Source organism: Shinella yambaruensis, from assembly GCF_022899355.1.
Taxonomy (GTDB): domain Bacteria; phylum Pseudomonadota; class Alphaproteobacteria; order Rhizobiales; family Rhizobiaceae; genus Shinella; species Shinella yambaruensis.
The window spans coordinates 98665-114415 of sequence record NZ_JALJCK010000012.1 but is presented as its reverse complement, the minus strand read 5'-3'; the positions used below and the strand labels follow the sequence as shown (position 1 = coordinate 114415).

Below are 15751 nucleotides of genomic sequence, written 5' to 3'. Positions count from 1 at the left end.
GAGACATTGCATGTCCGCCCTTATCGACAGCATCACCGGCAGCCGCGCCTTCGGCTTCCTCGCCCGCACGATCCTCACCTCGATGTTCTGGCTCTCGGGCATCGCGAAACTCGCCGATTTCAACGCCGGCATCGCCGAAATGGCGCATTTCGGGCTGGAGCCCCCCGCCCTCTTCAACATCGCCACCGCCGTCACCCAGATCGTCGGATCGGTGCTGATCATCGCCAACCGCTGGACCTGGCTCGGCGCCGGCATGCTTGCCGTCTTCACCGCCCTCACCATCCCGATCGCGCACACGTTCTGGACCATGCAGGAGCCGATGCGCACGATCGAATTCCATGTCGTCATGGAGCACATCACCGTCATCGGCGCGCTGATGGTCGTCGCCTGGAAATCCTCGAAAGCGCCTGTCGTCCCTGCGCAGTGACGACAGGCCGGGCGGCGCCCCCTCTCTCCGGGAGCACGCCCTGGACGGCCCTGCCTCTCCGGCCGTCCCAACCGCCCCGACGCCGCTCGTCGGGGCGGTTTTCCGTATCACAGCGTCGGCAGCTTCAGCGGGCCGCCCGTCTTGATGCTGCGGATCGCGAAATTGGAGCGGATGTCGGTGACGCCGGGCAAGGCGAGCAGGGTTTCGGTCAGCAGCGTCTCATAGGCCGACAGGTCCTCCACCACCACTTCCGCCAGAAAATCCGCATTGCCGGAAATGAGGAAGCAGGAGACGACCTCGGGAATGGCGAGCAGCGCCTGCTGCTGGGCGGCCGCATTCTCCCGGCTGTGCTGCCCCACCTTGATCTCCACGAAGACGGTGAGGCCGAGGCCGACCTCCTTGCGGTCGATATCGGCGCGATAGCCGCGCAGCACGCCGGATTTCTCCAGGTTGCGGATGCGGCGCAGGCAGGGCGACGGCGACAGGTTCACCCGCTCGGCGATCTCCACATTGGTCGCGCGCGCGTCCTCCTGCAGCACCTTGAGGATGGCGATGTCGAATTTATCAAGATTTGGCATATTCGAGAACTTTCCCGATAGTTTTCGGCATGATCGTGCGCATCCTACATTTCTAAAGGCACAACACGCAAGGACATGCCCCGGCCTTCGGCGCTAGAGTCTGACCATGAATTGAGCCACAGCGCAGAAAGGACATCGCCATGGCCATGGTCTCGCTTTCTTCAGAGGGGAAGACCAATCCCCTCGTCGCCGGTTATGCCGGCGCGGTCGTCACGGTCCTGATCTGGGCGACCTGGGTGCTCGCGACGCGCCACACGGCGGCGACGCCGCTCGGCACGATCGATATCGGCCTCATCCGCTACGGCGTGCCCGCCCTCCTCCTCGCGCCGGTCTGGCTAAGGACCGGGCTGCTGCCGAATTCTGTGCCGGCAAGGCTCGTCGTCGTGATGGTGGCGGGCGCCGGCGCCCTGTTCTTCCAGGTGACGGCGGCGGCGCTGCACACCACGCCCGCCGCGCCCGGCGGCATCCTGCTCGGCGGGTCCATGCCGCTCGCGACGGCCCTCATCGGCATGGCGCTGTTCGGCGAACGGCCGGATCGCATGCGGCTTGCCGGGCTTGCGGCCATCGTCGCCGGCGTCGTCATCCTGCTTGCCGCCAGCCTGCAGAAGAGCGGCATGACCATGACCGGCTTCCTGCTGCTGCCGCTCGGCGCCGTGCTCTGGGCCGGCTTCACCCATGCCTTCCGCCGCTCGGGCCTTTCCGCCCTGGAGGGCGCGGCCCTCATCGCCGTCTGGTCCTTCCTGATCCATCTCGTCCTGGCCGCGCTCTTCGGCACGCATCTTGGCGAGGCCTCCCTGCCCGACCTCGCCCTGCAGGTCACCAGCCAGGGCATCCTTTCCGGCCTCATCGCCACCTTCGCCTATGGCACCGCCATCCGCACGCTCGGCGGCAGCCAGGCCGCCGCCTTCACCGCCATCACGCCGGTGCTGGCGACGCTCGGCGGCGCGGTGTTCCTCGGCGAGAGCTTCGGCGCGGCGGAAATCACGGCGGCGCTGGTCGTCGGGGCAGGCGTCGCCCTCTCCACCGGCGTCCTCTCGCCGAAACGCTGACATCTAGCGGATCGCGGTAACGGCGATCCAGTCGGTGGGGCGGCGGTCATAGGCACCGCCGCTCCAGCTTTCCACTTCCAGCGAAGCCCACGGACCGCTGTCCCGCCAATAGGCCGTCAGTTCCTTCACCGACAGATAGTTGTAGTGGCGGCCGAGGGCGTCGGCGCTTTCGGCGGACCCCGCCTTGAAGCTGGCCCAGGCGACGCCGCCTTTCACGAGGGCCGTGTGCACCTTGCCGATCACGCCGGCAAGCTCGTCGCGGGCGACGTGGGTCAGGGACGCACAGGCATAGACCCCGTCATAGGCCTCCTCCACGTCCAGCTCCCGGAACAGCATGGTGCGGACCGGCTGGCCGAGCCGCCGCGAGGCGATGGCGGCGAGTTCCGCCGATCCATCCGTCGCATCCAGCGCAAAGCCCGCCGCAAGGATGGCCGCGGCATCGACGCCGCCGCCGGTGCCCAGTTCGAGGATCCTGCCGCCGGCCTTGCAGCGCTGCAGGAACGGGAAGAGCTTCGGGTTTGGCCTGTTCCCGTCCGCAGCATAGGCGGCCGCATGGGAGTTGTAGAAGTCGAGGGTGCTGCCTTGCATCGACCGGCGCTCGCTGTTCCGGCCGGAGAATCCTGCGGCTACCGGGCCGCAGGATATTGCGACATCGCGCGTGCGATCAACCGTGAATGATCTCGCGGTGCTTCTGCAGGCGCTTGCCGAAGGCCTGGCTGACGCGGTCGAAGATGATCGCGATGCCGACGATGGCGAGGCCGTTGAAGATGCCGAGCGTGAAATACTGGTTGGAGATCGCCTTCAGCACCGGCTGGCCGAGGCCCTGCACGCCGATCATGGAAGCAATGACCACCATGGCGAGCGCCATCATGATCGTCTGGTTGATGCCGGCCATGATGGTGGGCAGCGCCAGCGGCATCTGCACGTTCTTCAGCTTCTGCCAGCTCGACGAACCGAAGGCGTCCGCCGCCTCCAGGACGTCCTTGTCGACGAGGCGGATGCCGAGATTGGTGAGGCGAATCATCGGCGGGATGGCGTAGATGACCACCGCGATGAGCCCCGGCACCTTGCCGATGCCGAGCAGCATGACGACCGGGATGAGATAGACGAAGCTCGGCATGGTCTGCATGACGTCGAGGACGGGGTTGATGACGTTCTGCACCCGGTCCGAGCGCGACATGAGGATGCCGATCGGGATGCCGATGACGATGGAAAGCACGGTACAGACGAAGATCATCGAGACCGTCTTCATCGTGTCGTCCCACATGTCGAAATAGCCGATGACCAGCAGCGTGCCGACCGCGCCGGCGACGATCTTCCAGTTGCGGCTGGCGAACCAGGCGACGAGCGCGATCAATAGCAGGATGATCGGCCAGGGCGTGCGCGTCATGAAGCGCTCGGACCAGATCAGAAAGTGCTGCAGCGGCTCGAAGATCGATTCGATGCCGTCGCCATAGGCGCGGGTGAAGGTGCGGAAGCCCTCATCGATCGTCTTCTTGAGATCGCGCAGGGTATTCGCGTCCATCGTCGGAAATTTCGTGAACCATTCCATGTCGATCCCCTTCCGGCTCCGACCGATCTGCGTCGGTCTTCAAGCCAACCCTGATAGATGCCGCCCGAACAGGCGCCGGCGGCATGTGATGAAACGAAGATGGAGCGGCGCGCCCGAGGACGCGCCGCCCGGTTCGATCAGCCGGTCAGAGCGCGGCCTTGATCTTCTCGGCCGCTTCCGGCGAGACCCATTCCTTCCAGAGGGCTTCGTTCTCCTCCAGGAAATGCTTGGCGCCATCGTCGCCGCTCGCCTGGTTGTCGGTCATCCAGGCCATCAGCTTGTTGACCGTGTCGTTCGACCAGGCGCGCTTGTTGAGATAGCCCATGACGTCGGCGCCGGCGCGGTCGGAGAACGTCTTGGTCACCAGCGTCTGGACCTTGTCCTTCGGCCAGTCGTTCTTCTTCGGGTCCGGGCAATCGGCGACCGTGTTGCAGCGCTTCCATTCGGCGGCGTCATAGGGCACGCCGTGCTCGAGCTTCACCATCTCGTACTTGCCGAGAAGGGCCGTCGGCGCCCAGTAGTAGCCGACCCAGCCTTCCTTGCGCTCGTAGGCTTTCGCGATCGAGCCGTCGAGGCCGGCGGCCGAGCCGGTGTCGACCAGCGTGAAGTTCGCCGCTTCCCCGCCATAGGCCTTGTAGAGCTGGCTGGTCACGACCGTGCCGCCCCAGCCCTGCGGGCCGTTGTGCACGGCGCCCTTCGACTTGTCCTCCGGATCCGGGAACAGTTCGGGGTGCTTCAGCGCGTCGTCGATCGTCTTGATGTCGGGGTTGGCGTCGGCGATGTATTTCGGAATCCACCAGCCCTGCACGGCGGCGTCGGAAAGGGCGACGGCGGCGCCGATCAGCTTGCCTTCCTCGATGCCGCGGTTGACGACGTCCGGCAGGAGGTCGACCCAGCCTTCGGGCGCCAGGTCCGGTGCGCCCTTCTCGATCATCGAGGTGATGGTCGGAACCGTGTCGCCGACGATGACCTCGGCATTGCAGCCATAGCCCTCGGTCAGGATGAACTTGTCGAGCGCGGCGAGAACCTCGGCGCTCTGCCAGTTCATGCTGGCAATGGTCACGTCGCCGCATTCGGCGCGTGCCGCGCCCGTCATGGCCAGAAGGCCGGCGACGAGGCAGGTGGAAGCTAGAAGATGTTTCATATCCGTTCCCTCATTTCGGCGGTGTCATTGTGCCGACAGGAACCCGCTGCACCGCCGGCGCCGGGCCCGTGATCCCTCTGCGGATCCATCTTGGACAGGGCCAGTCGGGGGCCTTCTCTTTCCACGATGCCGCAGCCTCGACTTTTGCAGCTACGGAGTCGAATGCCGGCACGAATGCGTCTGCCATTGACCCCTATGCGTCATGGAAAGGCCAAATTCGCAAGACTGCCCCGACTTTGTCCAAGCTTGGCGTCGCAATGGCAATGTTATGATGCAATTCAGTTTTTTCAAAGAATGAAAACGCCGAAAGGGCCGGCGAAAGCCGACCCTCCTGCCGCGCGCCACCGGCGCGATGTCGCGACTGTGGCGCCGTCAGGCCATGCGCCGGCCCTGGATGACATGGACGCGCCCGCCGGTCTTCACCCGGTCGTAGAGGTCGATCACGTCTTGGTTGAGCATGCGCACGCAGCCGCTCGACATGGCCTCACCGATCGACCACGGCTGGTTGGTGCCGTGGATGCGGAACATCGTGTCGTTGCCGTTCTGGTAGAGGTAGATGGCGCGGGCGCCGAGCGGGTTGTTGAGACCGCCGGGCACGCCGCCGGCATATTTCAGGTTCTTCCTGGGATCGCGGCGGATCATGTTCGGCGTCGGCGTCCAGCTCGGCCATTCCGCCTTGCGGCCGATATAGGCGCTGCCGGCCAGCGAATAGCCTTGGCGGCCGACGCCGATGCCGTAGCGCATCGCCCGGCCGTTGCCGAGCACGTAGTAGAGCCGGCGGGCCGGCGTGTCGACCACGATGGTGCCGGCGGCATGGCCGGTGTCATAGGCGACTTCCTGGCGGCGCAGCTCGGGCTTGATCTTGTCGAGCGGGATCGCCTTCAGCGGAAATTTCTCGTCCAGCCTGTCGCCGTAATTGGCACGGTCGCTGGTGCCGTTCGTCGCGCAGCCGGCAAGCAATGCGGATGCGCCGAGCAGGAATCCGCGGCGGGAAATCGACATGTTCAAAAGCCCCTAACATTTCGTCTATGGGGCTGAAAATTATGCGTTTATGGTTAATGGCAGGTTAAGCGCGGGCATTCACGGCCGCATCAGGCCGGCCCTCAGCAGGATGCCGCCCACCAGGAGGCACAACAAACTGAAGGCGCCGATCGTCCAGGCCGTGCCATCGGGCCAGGCCGAAAGGGCCGAGACCGGCATGGCAAGCGCCGGATCCGCTGCCGAATATACGGCCGTCACCCGGGCGGCCGGCGTGTAATCGGCGGGGTCAATGGCGGTGTAGGAGGTGGTGCGGACCCGCTGTCCCTCGGCCGTCGTGAATTCGAGGATCGGGTAATAGACCTCGCGGCGGCTGGCGCGGCTTCCCACCCAGGCGGCCTCGAAGCCCGTCATCTCCGCCTCGACGGTGTGGCCGGACGAAGCGAGATCCCGGTAGATGCCATGCACCGACCAGAGCCCCCAGGCCGCCAGCAGCCCGACGACGACGAGCACGGCGCCAATGATGGCCGTGATGCCGGTTCGCCACCCGCGCCCAGCCCTTGCGAATACCGGCCCGGCCTGCATGTCACCGATCCCTCCCCCGTTCGGGAAGGACTATACAGGGCCGGCCCGGCAACTTGAAGCTGCCGGAAAGGGTCGGCAGGCGCCCCAGCGCAGCACCCGGCCGCAGGGCAATCGCCTATGGAAGGAAACCGCTGCCACATCCCCTTCTCCCCCGCGGGGAGAAGGTGCCGGCAGGCGGATGAGGGGGATGGTGAAGACGCAAACGATCCGTCCGAGCCGCCCCCTCATCCGACCCTTTGGGCCACCTTCTCCCCGCGGGGGAGAAGGGAAGAGCGGCATCGTCGCACTCCAATGCGGTTGCCCTGCCCCCCGGCCGGATGGACCGGACCTTCGCCGCTGCCTCCGGCGCGCACCCTTGCGGCCGACCGAAGATCATATAACGGGACAGACCGGCCCTTGCCGCGCTCTTTCGTGCGGCCCAGCCCCCAACGCCTCACATATTGGGATAAACCGGCCCCTCTCCGCCCTGCGGGGGTACCCAGTTGATGTTCTGGTTTGGGTCCTTGATATCGCATGTCTTGCAGTGCACGCAGTTCTGCGCGTTGATGACGAAGACGTCTTTGCCGTCCTTCTCCACCCATTCGTAGACGCCGGCCGGACAGTAGCGGGTGGACGGGCCGGCATAGACGTCGAGCTCGGAGGTCTTCTGCAGCTCCAGGTTCTTCACCTGCAGATGGATCGGCTGGTCCTCCTCGTGGTTGGTGTTCGACAGGAACACCGAGGAGAGACGGTCGAAGGTCAACACGCCGTCCGGCTTCGGATAGTCGATCCTCTGGTGCTGCGCGGCCGGCTCCAGGCTCTGCGCATCGGTCTTGCCGTGCTTCAGCGTGCCGAAGAAGGAGAAGCCGAGCAGGGTGTTCGTCCACATGTCGAGGCCGCCGAGCGCGACGCCGATGGCCGTGCCGAACTTCGACCACAGCGGCTTGACGTTGCGCACCTTCCTGAGGTCCGAGCCGATGGCGCTGTCGCGCCAGCCCTGTTCTATTTCAATGGGCTCGTCATTGGCGCGGCCGGCGGCGATCGCATCCGCCAGCTTCTCGGCCGCCAGCATGCCCGACAGCACCGCATTGTGGCTGCCCTTGATGCGCGGCACGTTGACGAAGCCGGCCGAGCAGCCGATCAGCGCGCCGCCCGGGAACGACAGCTTCGGCACCGACTGGTAGCCGCCCTCGGTGATGGCGCGCGCGCCATAGGAGAGCCGCTTGCCGCCCTCGAAGGTGCCGCGGATGACCGGATGCGTCTTGAAGCGCTGGAATTCCTCGAAGGGATAGAGATACGGGTTCTTGTAGTTGAGATGCACCACGAAGCCGACGGCGACGAGGTTGTCCTCCAGGTGATAGAGGAAGGAACCGCCGCCGGTCTTCATGCCGAGCGGCCAGCCGAAGGAGTGCTGCACGAGGCCTTGTCTGTGGTTCTCCGGCTTCACCTGCCAGAGCTCCTTGAGGCCGATGCCGAATTTCTGCGGCTCGCGGTCCTTCTGGAGATCGAATTTCTGGATCAGCTGCTTGGCGAGCGAGCCGCGCACGCCTTCGGAGATCAGCGTGTATTTGCCGAGCAGCGCCATGCCGCGGGTATAGTTCGGGCCGGGCTCGCCATTGCGCTCGATGCCCATGTCGCCGGTGGCGACGCCGATCACCGCGCCCTCGTCGTTGTAGAGCACTTCGGTTGCGGCAAAGCCGGGATAGATCTCGACCCCGAGTTCTTCCGCCTTGGTCGCCAGCCACCGACAGACGTTTCCGAGCGAGACGATGTAGTTGCCGTGGTTGTTCATCAGCGGCGGCATGAAGGCGTTCGGCAGGCGGACGGAGCCGGCCGGGCCGAGGAAGAGGAAATGGTCGTCGGTCACCTCGGTCTTGAAGGGATGGTCGGCGTCCTCGCGCCAGCCGGGCAGCAAGCGGTCGATGCCGATCGGATCGACGACGGCGCCCGACAGGATATGCGCGCCGACTTCCGCGCCCTTCTCCAGCACGACGACGGAAAGCTCCGGGTTCACCTGCTTCAGCCGGATCGCCGCGGAAAGGCCCGCCGGACCCGCACCCACGATCACAACGTCGAATTCCATGCTCTCGCGTTCGGGGAGTTCCATTTCGTCGCTCATTCGCCTCTCCACCCCGCAACCCCTCAAAAGCCGCGGCAATTCCCTCTGGTTAGCCTGTCATGGCAAATGCCGAAAGCCTTGTCGAGCCGTTCTGCGACAGACTTTCCCTGCATTTGCGCATGACATCATGACAGGGTCGAAAGTTTATTGACTTTCACGTAAACGTCAATCGATTGCCGCCCGTATCAGCCGGTGCGCGCTTGATTCCGCCCCTCCGCCGCACTACGCATTCGAGCCGGCCCATCGGCAGAGGAAACGGGAACATGTCCGAGATTATCCAATCGCTCGAACGCGACTTGCACAATTTCGGCGGCACGCTCCACCTTATCGGAAGCGACCGGCTGGCGAACCGGCATCCCGGCGAACATGCGGGCAATTTCGGCGCGGGCGCCATGGCCGAGCCGGCGACGCCCGAGGCGGCGGCCGCCGTGGTGCGCTGGTGCTTCGAAAACGACGTGCCCATCGTGCCGCAGGGCGGGCGCACAGGCCTTGTCGGCGGCGGCATCAGCCGGCCGGGCGAGCTCATCCTCTCCACCGCCCGCCTCGACCGCATCGAGGCCATCGATCCCCTCGCCCGCACCGTCACGGTCGGCGCCGGCGTCACGCTGCAGGCCCTGCAGGAGGCGACGGCAGGGGTCGGCCTCATTCCCGGCATCGACCTTGCCGCGCGCGGCAGCGCCACCATCGGCGGCATGATCGCCACCAATGCCGGCGGCATCCTCGCCTTCCGCAACGGCGTGATGCGCCACCAGGTGCTCGGCATCGAGGCGGTGATGCCGGACGGCAGCCTCGTCAGCGACCTGACGCGCGTGCTGAAGGTCAGCGCCGGGCCGGACATCAAGCAGCTGCTCATCGGCTCGGAAGGCGCCTACGGTTTCGTCACCCGCGCCGTGCTGAAGCTCGAAAGCTTCAACCCGATGCGCGCCACCGCGCTCGTCGGCGTGCCCGACGCCAGGGCCGCCCTCGCGCTCATCGCCCATTTCCGCAGCCGGCCGGCCCTGCAGCTGGAGGGCGCCGAGCTGATGTGGCAGCGCTATCTGCGCGACAGCGCGGCGGACAAGGGTTTCGACCTCGGCTGGCTGGAGGCCGATACGCCCGCGATCCTCCTGATGGAAGTGTCCGCCGGCAGCGAGGCGGAGGCCCGCGAGGCGCTGGAAGAGGGCCTTGCCGCCCTCTGGGAGGAGCACGGTCTGACCAGCGGCATCGTCGCCGCCTCGCTCGACCAGGCCCGGCGCTTCTGGGCGCTGCGCGAGGACGGCGACTTCATGTACCGGCATTTCTCCGCCGCGCCCTCTTTCGACGTCTCCGTGCCGCCGGGCGCACTCGACGGGTATGTCGACGGCCTGCGGCAGCGGCTGAAGGCCGTCGATCCGGGTTTCGACGCCTATGTCTACGGCCATGTCGCGGACGGCAATCTGCATATTTCCGTCATCGGCAACGGCGTGGCGGCCCCGGGCGCCAAGGAACCGATCGAGGATGCCGTCTATACCGGCGTCGCGGAGCTCGGCGGCAGCTTTTCCGCCGAGCACGGGGTGGGAACGGAGAAGCGCCGCGCCTATCTCAGCTACGGCAATGCGTCGCGCCGCGCCGTGGCGCAGGCGATCAAGGCCGCGCTCGACCCGAAAAACCTCTTCAATCCGGGCAAGGTGCCCTATCGCGCCGACGCGCCCCGAACATAGGACAGACCACGATGGATCTCGGAATTGCCGGCAAACGCGCCCTCGTCCTCGCCTCCTCCCGCGGTCTCGGCAAGGGCATTGCCGAAGCGCTCGCCCGCGAGGGCGCGCATGTCCTCCTGTGCGGGCGCAGCGCGGAGACGCTTGCGGCCAATTGCGCGGCCATCAATGCGGCGGGCCCCGGCCGTGCCGACTGGGTGCAGGCCGATCTCGGCGACGAGGACGTCGTCGAGACGCTCGTGAAAGCGACGCGGGAAAAGCTCGGCGGGGTCGATATCCTCGTCAACAATTCCGGCGGGCCGACGCCCGGCTCCACCGAGGACATGAGCGAGGAAAAGCTGGCCACCTATTTCCAGTCCATGGTGCTGCGGATCATCACGCTCACCAACCGGCTGCTGCCCGTCATGAAGGAACAGCGCTGGGGCCGCATCCTGACGGTCGCCTCCTCCGGCGTCATCGAGCCGATCCCGGGCCTGGCGCTGTCCAACACGCTGCGCCCGGCGCTGGCCGGCTGGTCGAAGACGCTGGCGAGCGAGGTCGCCGAATACGGCATCACCAGCAACATGCTCCTGCCCGGCAGCATCCTGACCGACCGGCTGAAGAGCCTCGACGCCGCCGCCGCCGAGCGCAGCGGCAGGAGCATCGCCGAGGTGCGCGCGGCCTCCGAACGGGCGATCCCGGCCCGGCGCTACGGCGCCGTGGAGGAATTCGCGGCGACCGCCGCCTTCCTGTGCAGCGCGCCGGCCAGCTACGTCACCGGCAGCCTCATCCGCTGCGACGGCGGCGCGGCGCGCTCGGTCTGAGGCGTAGAGGATAGCCCCTCGTCCGGCAGCCCACCGCACATGGAAGGAAACCGTTGCCGCTCTCCCCTTCTCCCCCGCGGGGAGAAGGTGGCCCGAAGGGTCGGATGAGGGGGTGGCTCGGACGGATCGTTTGCGCCTTCGCCATCCCCCTCATCCGCCTACCGGCACCTTCTCCCCCGCGGGGAGAAGGGGATGGGGCAACGCCGAACTGCATAGGCAATAGGCCTCCCACCTCTGGGAGAAGATCAGGCTGAGGGGCAATCATACCTCCCCTCTTGCCTTCCCAGCCCGCCTGTGCCATCTGGCGCGCTCTCCCATTTCCGGGCGCGCCGACGCGCCTTTCGCGCGGGGCTTTCGCTCCGCTTCAACACATTTTCGACGATCGAAGGGGCACGGCGATGGCACGGGCACTCGGGCTTGATTTCGGCACGACGAACACGGTTCTGGCGCTTTCCGAAGGGGCCGGCGCGACACGATCCATGACCTTCAACAGCAGCGTCGGCGTCACCGACACGATGCGCACGGCGCTGTCCTTCATGAAGGATCCGGTCGTCGGTGCGCAGGCACTGAAGGTGGAGGCCGGGCAGGCCGCGATCCGCCAGTTCATCGACAATCCCGGCGACTGCCGCTTCCTGCAGTCAATCAAGACCTTTGCCGCAAGCGCCCTCTTCCAGGGCACGCTGGTCTTTGCCCGCCGCCATGCCTTCGACGACCTGATGGAGGTGTTCCTGCGCCGGCTGAAGGCCTATGCGGGCGACGGGTGGCCGGCGGACGTCTCGCGCGTCATCGCGGGCCGGCCGGTACAGTTCGCCGGTGCAAGCCCCGACCCGGCGCTCGCGCTCGAACGCTACAACGCGGCGCTGACGCGGCTCGGCTTCCCGGAGATCCACTATGTCTACGAGCCCGTCGCGGCGGCCTACTACTTCGCCCAGACGCTGAAGAGCGACGCCACCGTGCTGGTCGCCGATTTCGGCGGCGGCACGACGGACTATTCGCTGATCCGCTTCGAGCGGCAGGCCGGCCGGCTGACGGCACAGCCGATCGGCCATTCGGGCGTCGGCATCGCGGGCGACCATTTCGATGCCCGCATGATCGAGCGCCTCGTCGCGCCGGAGATCGGCAAGGGCAGCTTCTTCAAGAGCTTCGACAAGGTCCTGGAGGTGCCGTCCGGCTATTATGCCAACTTCGCCCGCTGGAACCAGCTCTCGATCTTCAAGACGACACGCGAATTCGCCGACCTCAAGTCGCTGGTCCGTTCGTCGCTCGAGCCGGAAAAGCTCGAACTGTTCATCGATCTCGTCGAGCATGACGAGGGCTATCCGCTCTACCAGGCGATCTCGGCCACCAAGATGGCGCTGTCGGTGGCGGACGAGGCCGAATTCCACTTCGCCCCGCTCGGCGCCGCGGGCCGCAGGATGGTCAGGCGCTCCGATTTCGAGGACTGGATCGCACCGGACCTCGCCCGCATCGAGGGCGCGCTGGACGAGGTGCTGGAGAAGACCGGCACCGCGCCCGGCGCCATCGACAAGGTGTTCCTGACCGGCGGCACCTCCTTCGTGCCGGCCGTCAGGCGCATCTTCACCCGCCGCTTCGATGCGGACCGCATCGAGAGCGGCGGCGAGCTGCTCTCGATCGCCCACGGTCTCGCGTTGATCGGCGAAGGCGACGACGTGGCGCAATGGGCGGCGTGACGATGACGGCGGCGCTTTCCTCCGGCAAGCCGCTTCGCTAAGGTGCAGCCATGACCACCGCGAACGACCTCAATCCCGCACAGCTCCGATCGCTCCTGCATTTCTATGCGGATGCCGGCGTCGAATGGCTGCTGGAGGAAGAGGCCGTCGACCGCATCGCCGAATTCGAGGCGATGCGCGCGGCGCGCGGCATGCAGGCGCCGCAGGAAACCGCCCCTGCCCCGCAGCAGGCCGCCCGCCCGGCGCCGGCCCGGCAGGAGCAATCGCGCGCCGCGGCCGCTGCGCCCCAGCCGAACGTCCTGCCCAATGTCGCGATACCGGACAGCCAGGCGGTGGCCGAGGCCGAGTTCACGGCGGGCAGCGCCCGTTCGCTGGAGGAATTGCGCACGGCGATGGAGGCCTTCAACGGCTGCAACCTGAAGACCAGCGCCCGCTGCCTCGTCTTTGCGGCGGGCAATGCGAAGCCGCCGGTCATGGTGATCGGCGCCATGCCGAATGCCGACGACGACCGCGACGGCCAGCCCTTCTCCGGCCGGCAGGGCGCGATGCTCGACCGCATGCTGGCCGGCATCGGGCTTGACCGGGCCGATCTTCTGCTGAGCAATGTCGTGCCGTGGCGGCCGCCCGGCAACCGCCCGCCCTCGCAGCGCGAGGCCGATATCTGCCGGCCGTTCATCGAGCGGCAGATCGCGCTCGCCGAGCCGAATCACCTGCTGATCCTCGGCAATTTCGCCGCGCGATTCCTGCTGCGTTCGAACGACACGATCCACCAGTTGCGGGGAGAATGGCGAGAGGTTGCGATTTCCGGCCGCACCATCCCGGCTTTTGCGACGCTGCACCCGCAGGATCTGGTGACGGCCCCGGTCAGCAAGCGGCTCGTCTGGCAGGATTTGCTTGCTTTTCGTGCAGGGCTCAAGGCCTGATCACAAAGGCTACCTTCATAGTTTTCAATGGCTTGGCTTTCGAGACCTGTGGATCGTCCGCAGGGTCTGCCGAAAAACTGCCGCAAGCATGAACAAAATGTTTCATCAGTCATGCGATTTGCACATATCTGCCGGGCAGAATGTCGCATTGCAAAATCAATGTTGCGGCGCAATATAACAGGACGGGAGGGACAGGATTTAAGGAATCGACCCATGACCGCCCGCTTTCGGCCCATCCATTCGAGCTTCGAGACGCTCCGCCATTCCGGTCTGCGCACCGGCCGCGGCTTCGGCGGCATCGCGGCCCCGGCCAACGAGCAGCTCACCGCCTCCGGTTTCGCCCGTATCAACCGCCCCGTCCAGCTCTTCGCCGAGTTCATCCAGCGCTGAGCCGATGCAAGGCGCCCGGCCGGCGCCTTCCGATGCAGACCGACCCCAGGAGCAGACCATGGCTACCTTTCGCAAGCTGATGTCCGACATCGCCGATATCCGCGCCGCCGTGAACGCCGCCCGGGAATATTCCGTGCTGGCTTCCCTGCCGCGCGACGCCGCGCAGCGCCGCGACCCGCTCAAGGCCTTCCTGCCGAACTGAGCTTGACCCTGGCCTTGAAGCCGGCCGGCGCTGTGCTATTGTCTTCATCGTGAGGAGGTGAGACGCCTTTTCTTCCGGTGGAGACCGGGCCGAAGCCCGATCCCCGTTTCTTAGCTGATCGTCAGGGTGAACCGCCAAGTCCTGAACCTGATCGTCAGCGTAAGCCGGATTCGCAAACGTCTCACCTCCTTTCGTTTTGCCAAGGTTCACCCCGGCAATTCTCTCCAGCACAAGCCTATCGGGAATTCCCTCACCTCCCGAACTCCCCAGATAATCTTCTTGTTTTACGCCAGCCATTGTCGCAGTGGACAGCGCGCGGCCGCCGCAATAGAGCGACACTCCGACACCGAACGCGCCTTCCCCGGAGCCCCCATGCTGGCGAGCCTCGTCTCCATTCTCAGCCTGATGCTGTCCACCCTCCTGATGATGGTCGCCTTCGGGCTGCAGAGTTATGTCGTGCCGGTGCGCGCGGTCGCGGAGGGCTGGTCGACGCAGACAATCTCGATGATCGCGACGGGCTATACGATCGGCTTCACGCTCTCCTGCATCGTCACGCCGAAATTCGTGCTGCTGGTCGGGCATGTGCGCGTCTTCGTGGCGCTGATCACGCTGCTCGCCATCGGCATCCTGCTCTGCGCCCTCGTCGTCGACTGGCGCGCCTGGATGGCGTTTCGCGCCATGTCGGGTTTTGCCATTTCCGGCAGCTACCTCATCATCGAAAGCTGGCTGAACGAGCGCGTGACCAACGAGAACCGCGGCTCGATCTTCTCCGTCTACCTGATCACCACCATGGTCGGCACGATCGGCGGGCAATATCTCGTGCCGCTCGGCGACCCGTCCAACACCTCGCTCTTCATTCTCTGCGGCATCATCTTCTCCGTCGCCCTGCTGCCGACGGCGCTGACCTCCTCGCCGCTGCCGGCCCCGCCGACGCAGGCGCGCTTCGATGTCGCCAAACTCTACCGGCGCTCGCCGGTCGCCGTCGTCGGCGCCTTCCTCGCCGGGGCGATGTCCGGCGCCTGGCTGAACCTCGGCGGCGTGTTCACGCAGCGCAGCGGGCTTTCCACGGCGGAAGGCGCGACGCTGCTTGCCTGCGTGCTCCTCGGCAGCGCGCTCTCGCAGATCCCGATCGGCCGGGCCTCCGACCGGATGGACCGCCGCCTCGTCATGGTGGCCTGCGGCGCGGTCGGCACGCTCTCGTGCCTTGCCATGGCCGCCGTCGCCGGCGGGCCGCCGGTGCTGCTCTATGTCGTCGCCGCCTTCGTCGGCTCGGTCATCTTCCCGATCTATGCGCTGAACGTCGCCCATGCCAATGACCGCGCGCAGCCCGACGAATATGTCGAGGTCTCCTCCGGCATGATGATTGTCTACGGCGTCGGCACCATTTCCGGCCCCATCATGGTCGGCCCGATCATGGACCGGTTCGGGCCGGGTTCGCTCTTCGTCGTGCTGGCCGCCTATTTCGTGCTCTACGGCGCCTATGCCGCCTGGCGCATCAGCCGGCGCGAGGAGAACGACGGCCTCGTGGTCAAGACCGATTACCAGGCGATGGCGGTGCAGCCGCTGGGCGCCGATGTCGCCGCGGCCGCGCTCCAGCCCGATGCGGCGACGGATGAGCGCATCGAGGACACGACGACGCCGGAATGGCGGTGACG

At 66.3% G+C, this 15751-nt stretch carries 16 protein-coding genes; 9 read left to right on the top strand and 7 right to left on the bottom strand.

All coding sequences use genetic code 11. The features are described 5' to 3' along the window. Nucleotides 1–10 precede the first annotated feature (10 nt). The gene (locus MUU56_RS25055; protein ID WP_244769996.1) at nt 11–427 is read left to right on the top strand and encodes a DoxX family protein; all 417 of its coding nucleotides are present in this window, start codon (nt 11–13) and stop codon (nt 425–427) included. Nucleotides 428–534: 107 nt separating this feature from the next. Here MUU56_RS25055 and MUU56_RS25050 read toward each other — a convergent pair whose 3' ends face one another. Then, entirely contained in the window at nt 535–1005 is a 471-nt protein-coding gene (locus MUU56_RS25050) for an Lrp/AsnC family transcriptional regulator (protein WP_244769995.1), read from the bottom strand. Between the two features lie 140 nt (nt 1006–1145). On the opposite strand from MUU56_RS25050, the gene MUU56_RS25045 reads away from it, so the two are divergent. Continuing rightward, a complete protein-coding gene (locus MUU56_RS25045; RefSeq protein WP_244769994.1) occupies nt 1146–2054 on the top strand; it encodes a DMT family transporter in 909 nt (302 codons plus the stop codon). Nucleotides 2055–2057: 3 nt separating this feature from the next. Here MUU56_RS25045 and MUU56_RS25040 read toward each other — a convergent pair whose 3' ends face one another. From MUU56_RS25040 to MUU56_RS25015, 6 genes are all read right to left on the bottom strand, one after another. After that, nucleotides 2058–2642 (bottom strand): methyltransferase, encoded by a 585-nt coding sequence (locus MUU56_RS25040; protein ID WP_244769993.1) that lies wholly within the window; start codon nt 2640–2642, stop codon nt 2058–2060. Between the two features lie 76 nt (nt 2643–2718). Further along, nucleotides 2719–3606 (bottom strand): ABC transporter permease, encoded by an 888-nt coding sequence (locus MUU56_RS25035; RefSeq protein ID WP_244769992.1) that lies wholly within the window; start codon nt 3604–3606, stop codon nt 2719–2721. A gap of 145 nt (nt 3607–3751) precedes the next feature. Beyond that, nucleotides 3752–4750: an ABC transporter substrate-binding protein gene (locus MUU56_RS25030; protein WP_244769991.1), complete on the bottom strand. Its 999-nt coding sequence runs from the start codon at nt 4748–4750 to the stop codon at nt 3752–3754. A gap of 372 nt (nt 4751–5122) precedes the next feature. Further along, a complete protein-coding gene (locus MUU56_RS25025) occupies nt 5123–5752 on the bottom strand; it encodes a L,D-transpeptidase (protein ID WP_244769990.1) in 630 nt (209 codons plus the stop codon). Nucleotides 5753–5830: 78 nt separating this feature from the next. After that, nucleotides 5831–6241 (bottom strand): DUF3592 domain-containing protein, encoded by a 411-nt coding sequence (locus tag MUU56_RS25020; protein ID WP_244769989.1) that lies wholly within the window; start codon nt 6239–6241, stop codon nt 5831–5833. A gap of 505 nt (nt 6242–6746) precedes the next feature. After that, a complete protein-coding gene (locus MUU56_RS25015) occupies nt 6747–8411 on the bottom strand; it encodes an electron transfer flavoprotein-ubiquinone oxidoreductase (protein ID WP_244769988.1) in 1665 nt (554 codons plus the stop codon). A gap of 263 nt (nt 8412–8674) precedes the next feature. On the opposite strand from MUU56_RS25015, the gene MUU56_RS25010 reads away from it, so the two are divergent. The 7 genes from MUU56_RS25010 (at nt 8675) to MUU56_RS24980 (ending at nt 15749) form a co-directional block, all read left to right on the top strand. Further along, the gene (locus MUU56_RS25010) at nt 8675–10090 is read left to right on the top strand and encodes an FAD-binding oxidoreductase (protein ID WP_244769987.1); all 1416 of its coding nucleotides are present in this window, start codon (nt 8675–8677) and stop codon (nt 10088–10090) included. An 11-nt stretch (nt 10091–10101) separates the two neighbouring features. Continuing rightward, on the top strand, nt 10102–10890 hold the full coding sequence (locus MUU56_RS25005; protein ID WP_244769986.1) for an SDR family oxidoreductase: 789 nt from the start codon (nt 10102–10104) through the stop codon (nt 10888–10890). Between the two features lie 398 nt (nt 10891–11288). After that, complete coding sequence (locus MUU56_RS25000) at nt 11289–12581, top strand: Hsp70 family protein (protein WP_244769985.1); 1293 nt, start codon at nt 11289–11291, stop codon at nt 12579–12581. Nucleotides 12582–12631: 50 nt separating this feature from the next. Next, on the top strand, nt 12632–13504 hold the full coding sequence (locus tag MUU56_RS24995) for a uracil-DNA glycosylase (RefSeq protein ID WP_244769984.1): 873 nt from the start codon (nt 12632–12634) through the stop codon (nt 13502–13504). Between the two features lie 213 nt (nt 13505–13717). Continuing rightward, a complete protein-coding gene (locus tag MUU56_RS24990; protein ID WP_023517454.1) occupies nt 13718–13894 on the top strand; it encodes a hypothetical protein in 177 nt (58 codons plus the stop codon). A 58-nt stretch (nt 13895–13952) separates the two neighbouring features. Continuing rightward, nucleotides 13953–14096 carry a hypothetical protein gene (locus MUU56_RS24985; protein WP_244769983.1) on the top strand — a complete coding sequence of 48 codons (144 nt, stop codon included), beginning with the start codon at nt 13953–13955 and terminating at the stop codon, nt 14094–14096. A gap of 372 nt (nt 14097–14468) precedes the next feature. Then, nucleotides 14469–15749, top strand: coding sequence for an MFS transporter (locus tag MUU56_RS24980; protein WP_244769982.1), 1281 nt, complete (start codon nt 14469–14471; stop codon nt 15747–15749). The last annotated feature ends 2 nt before the right edge of the window (nt 15750–15751 follow it).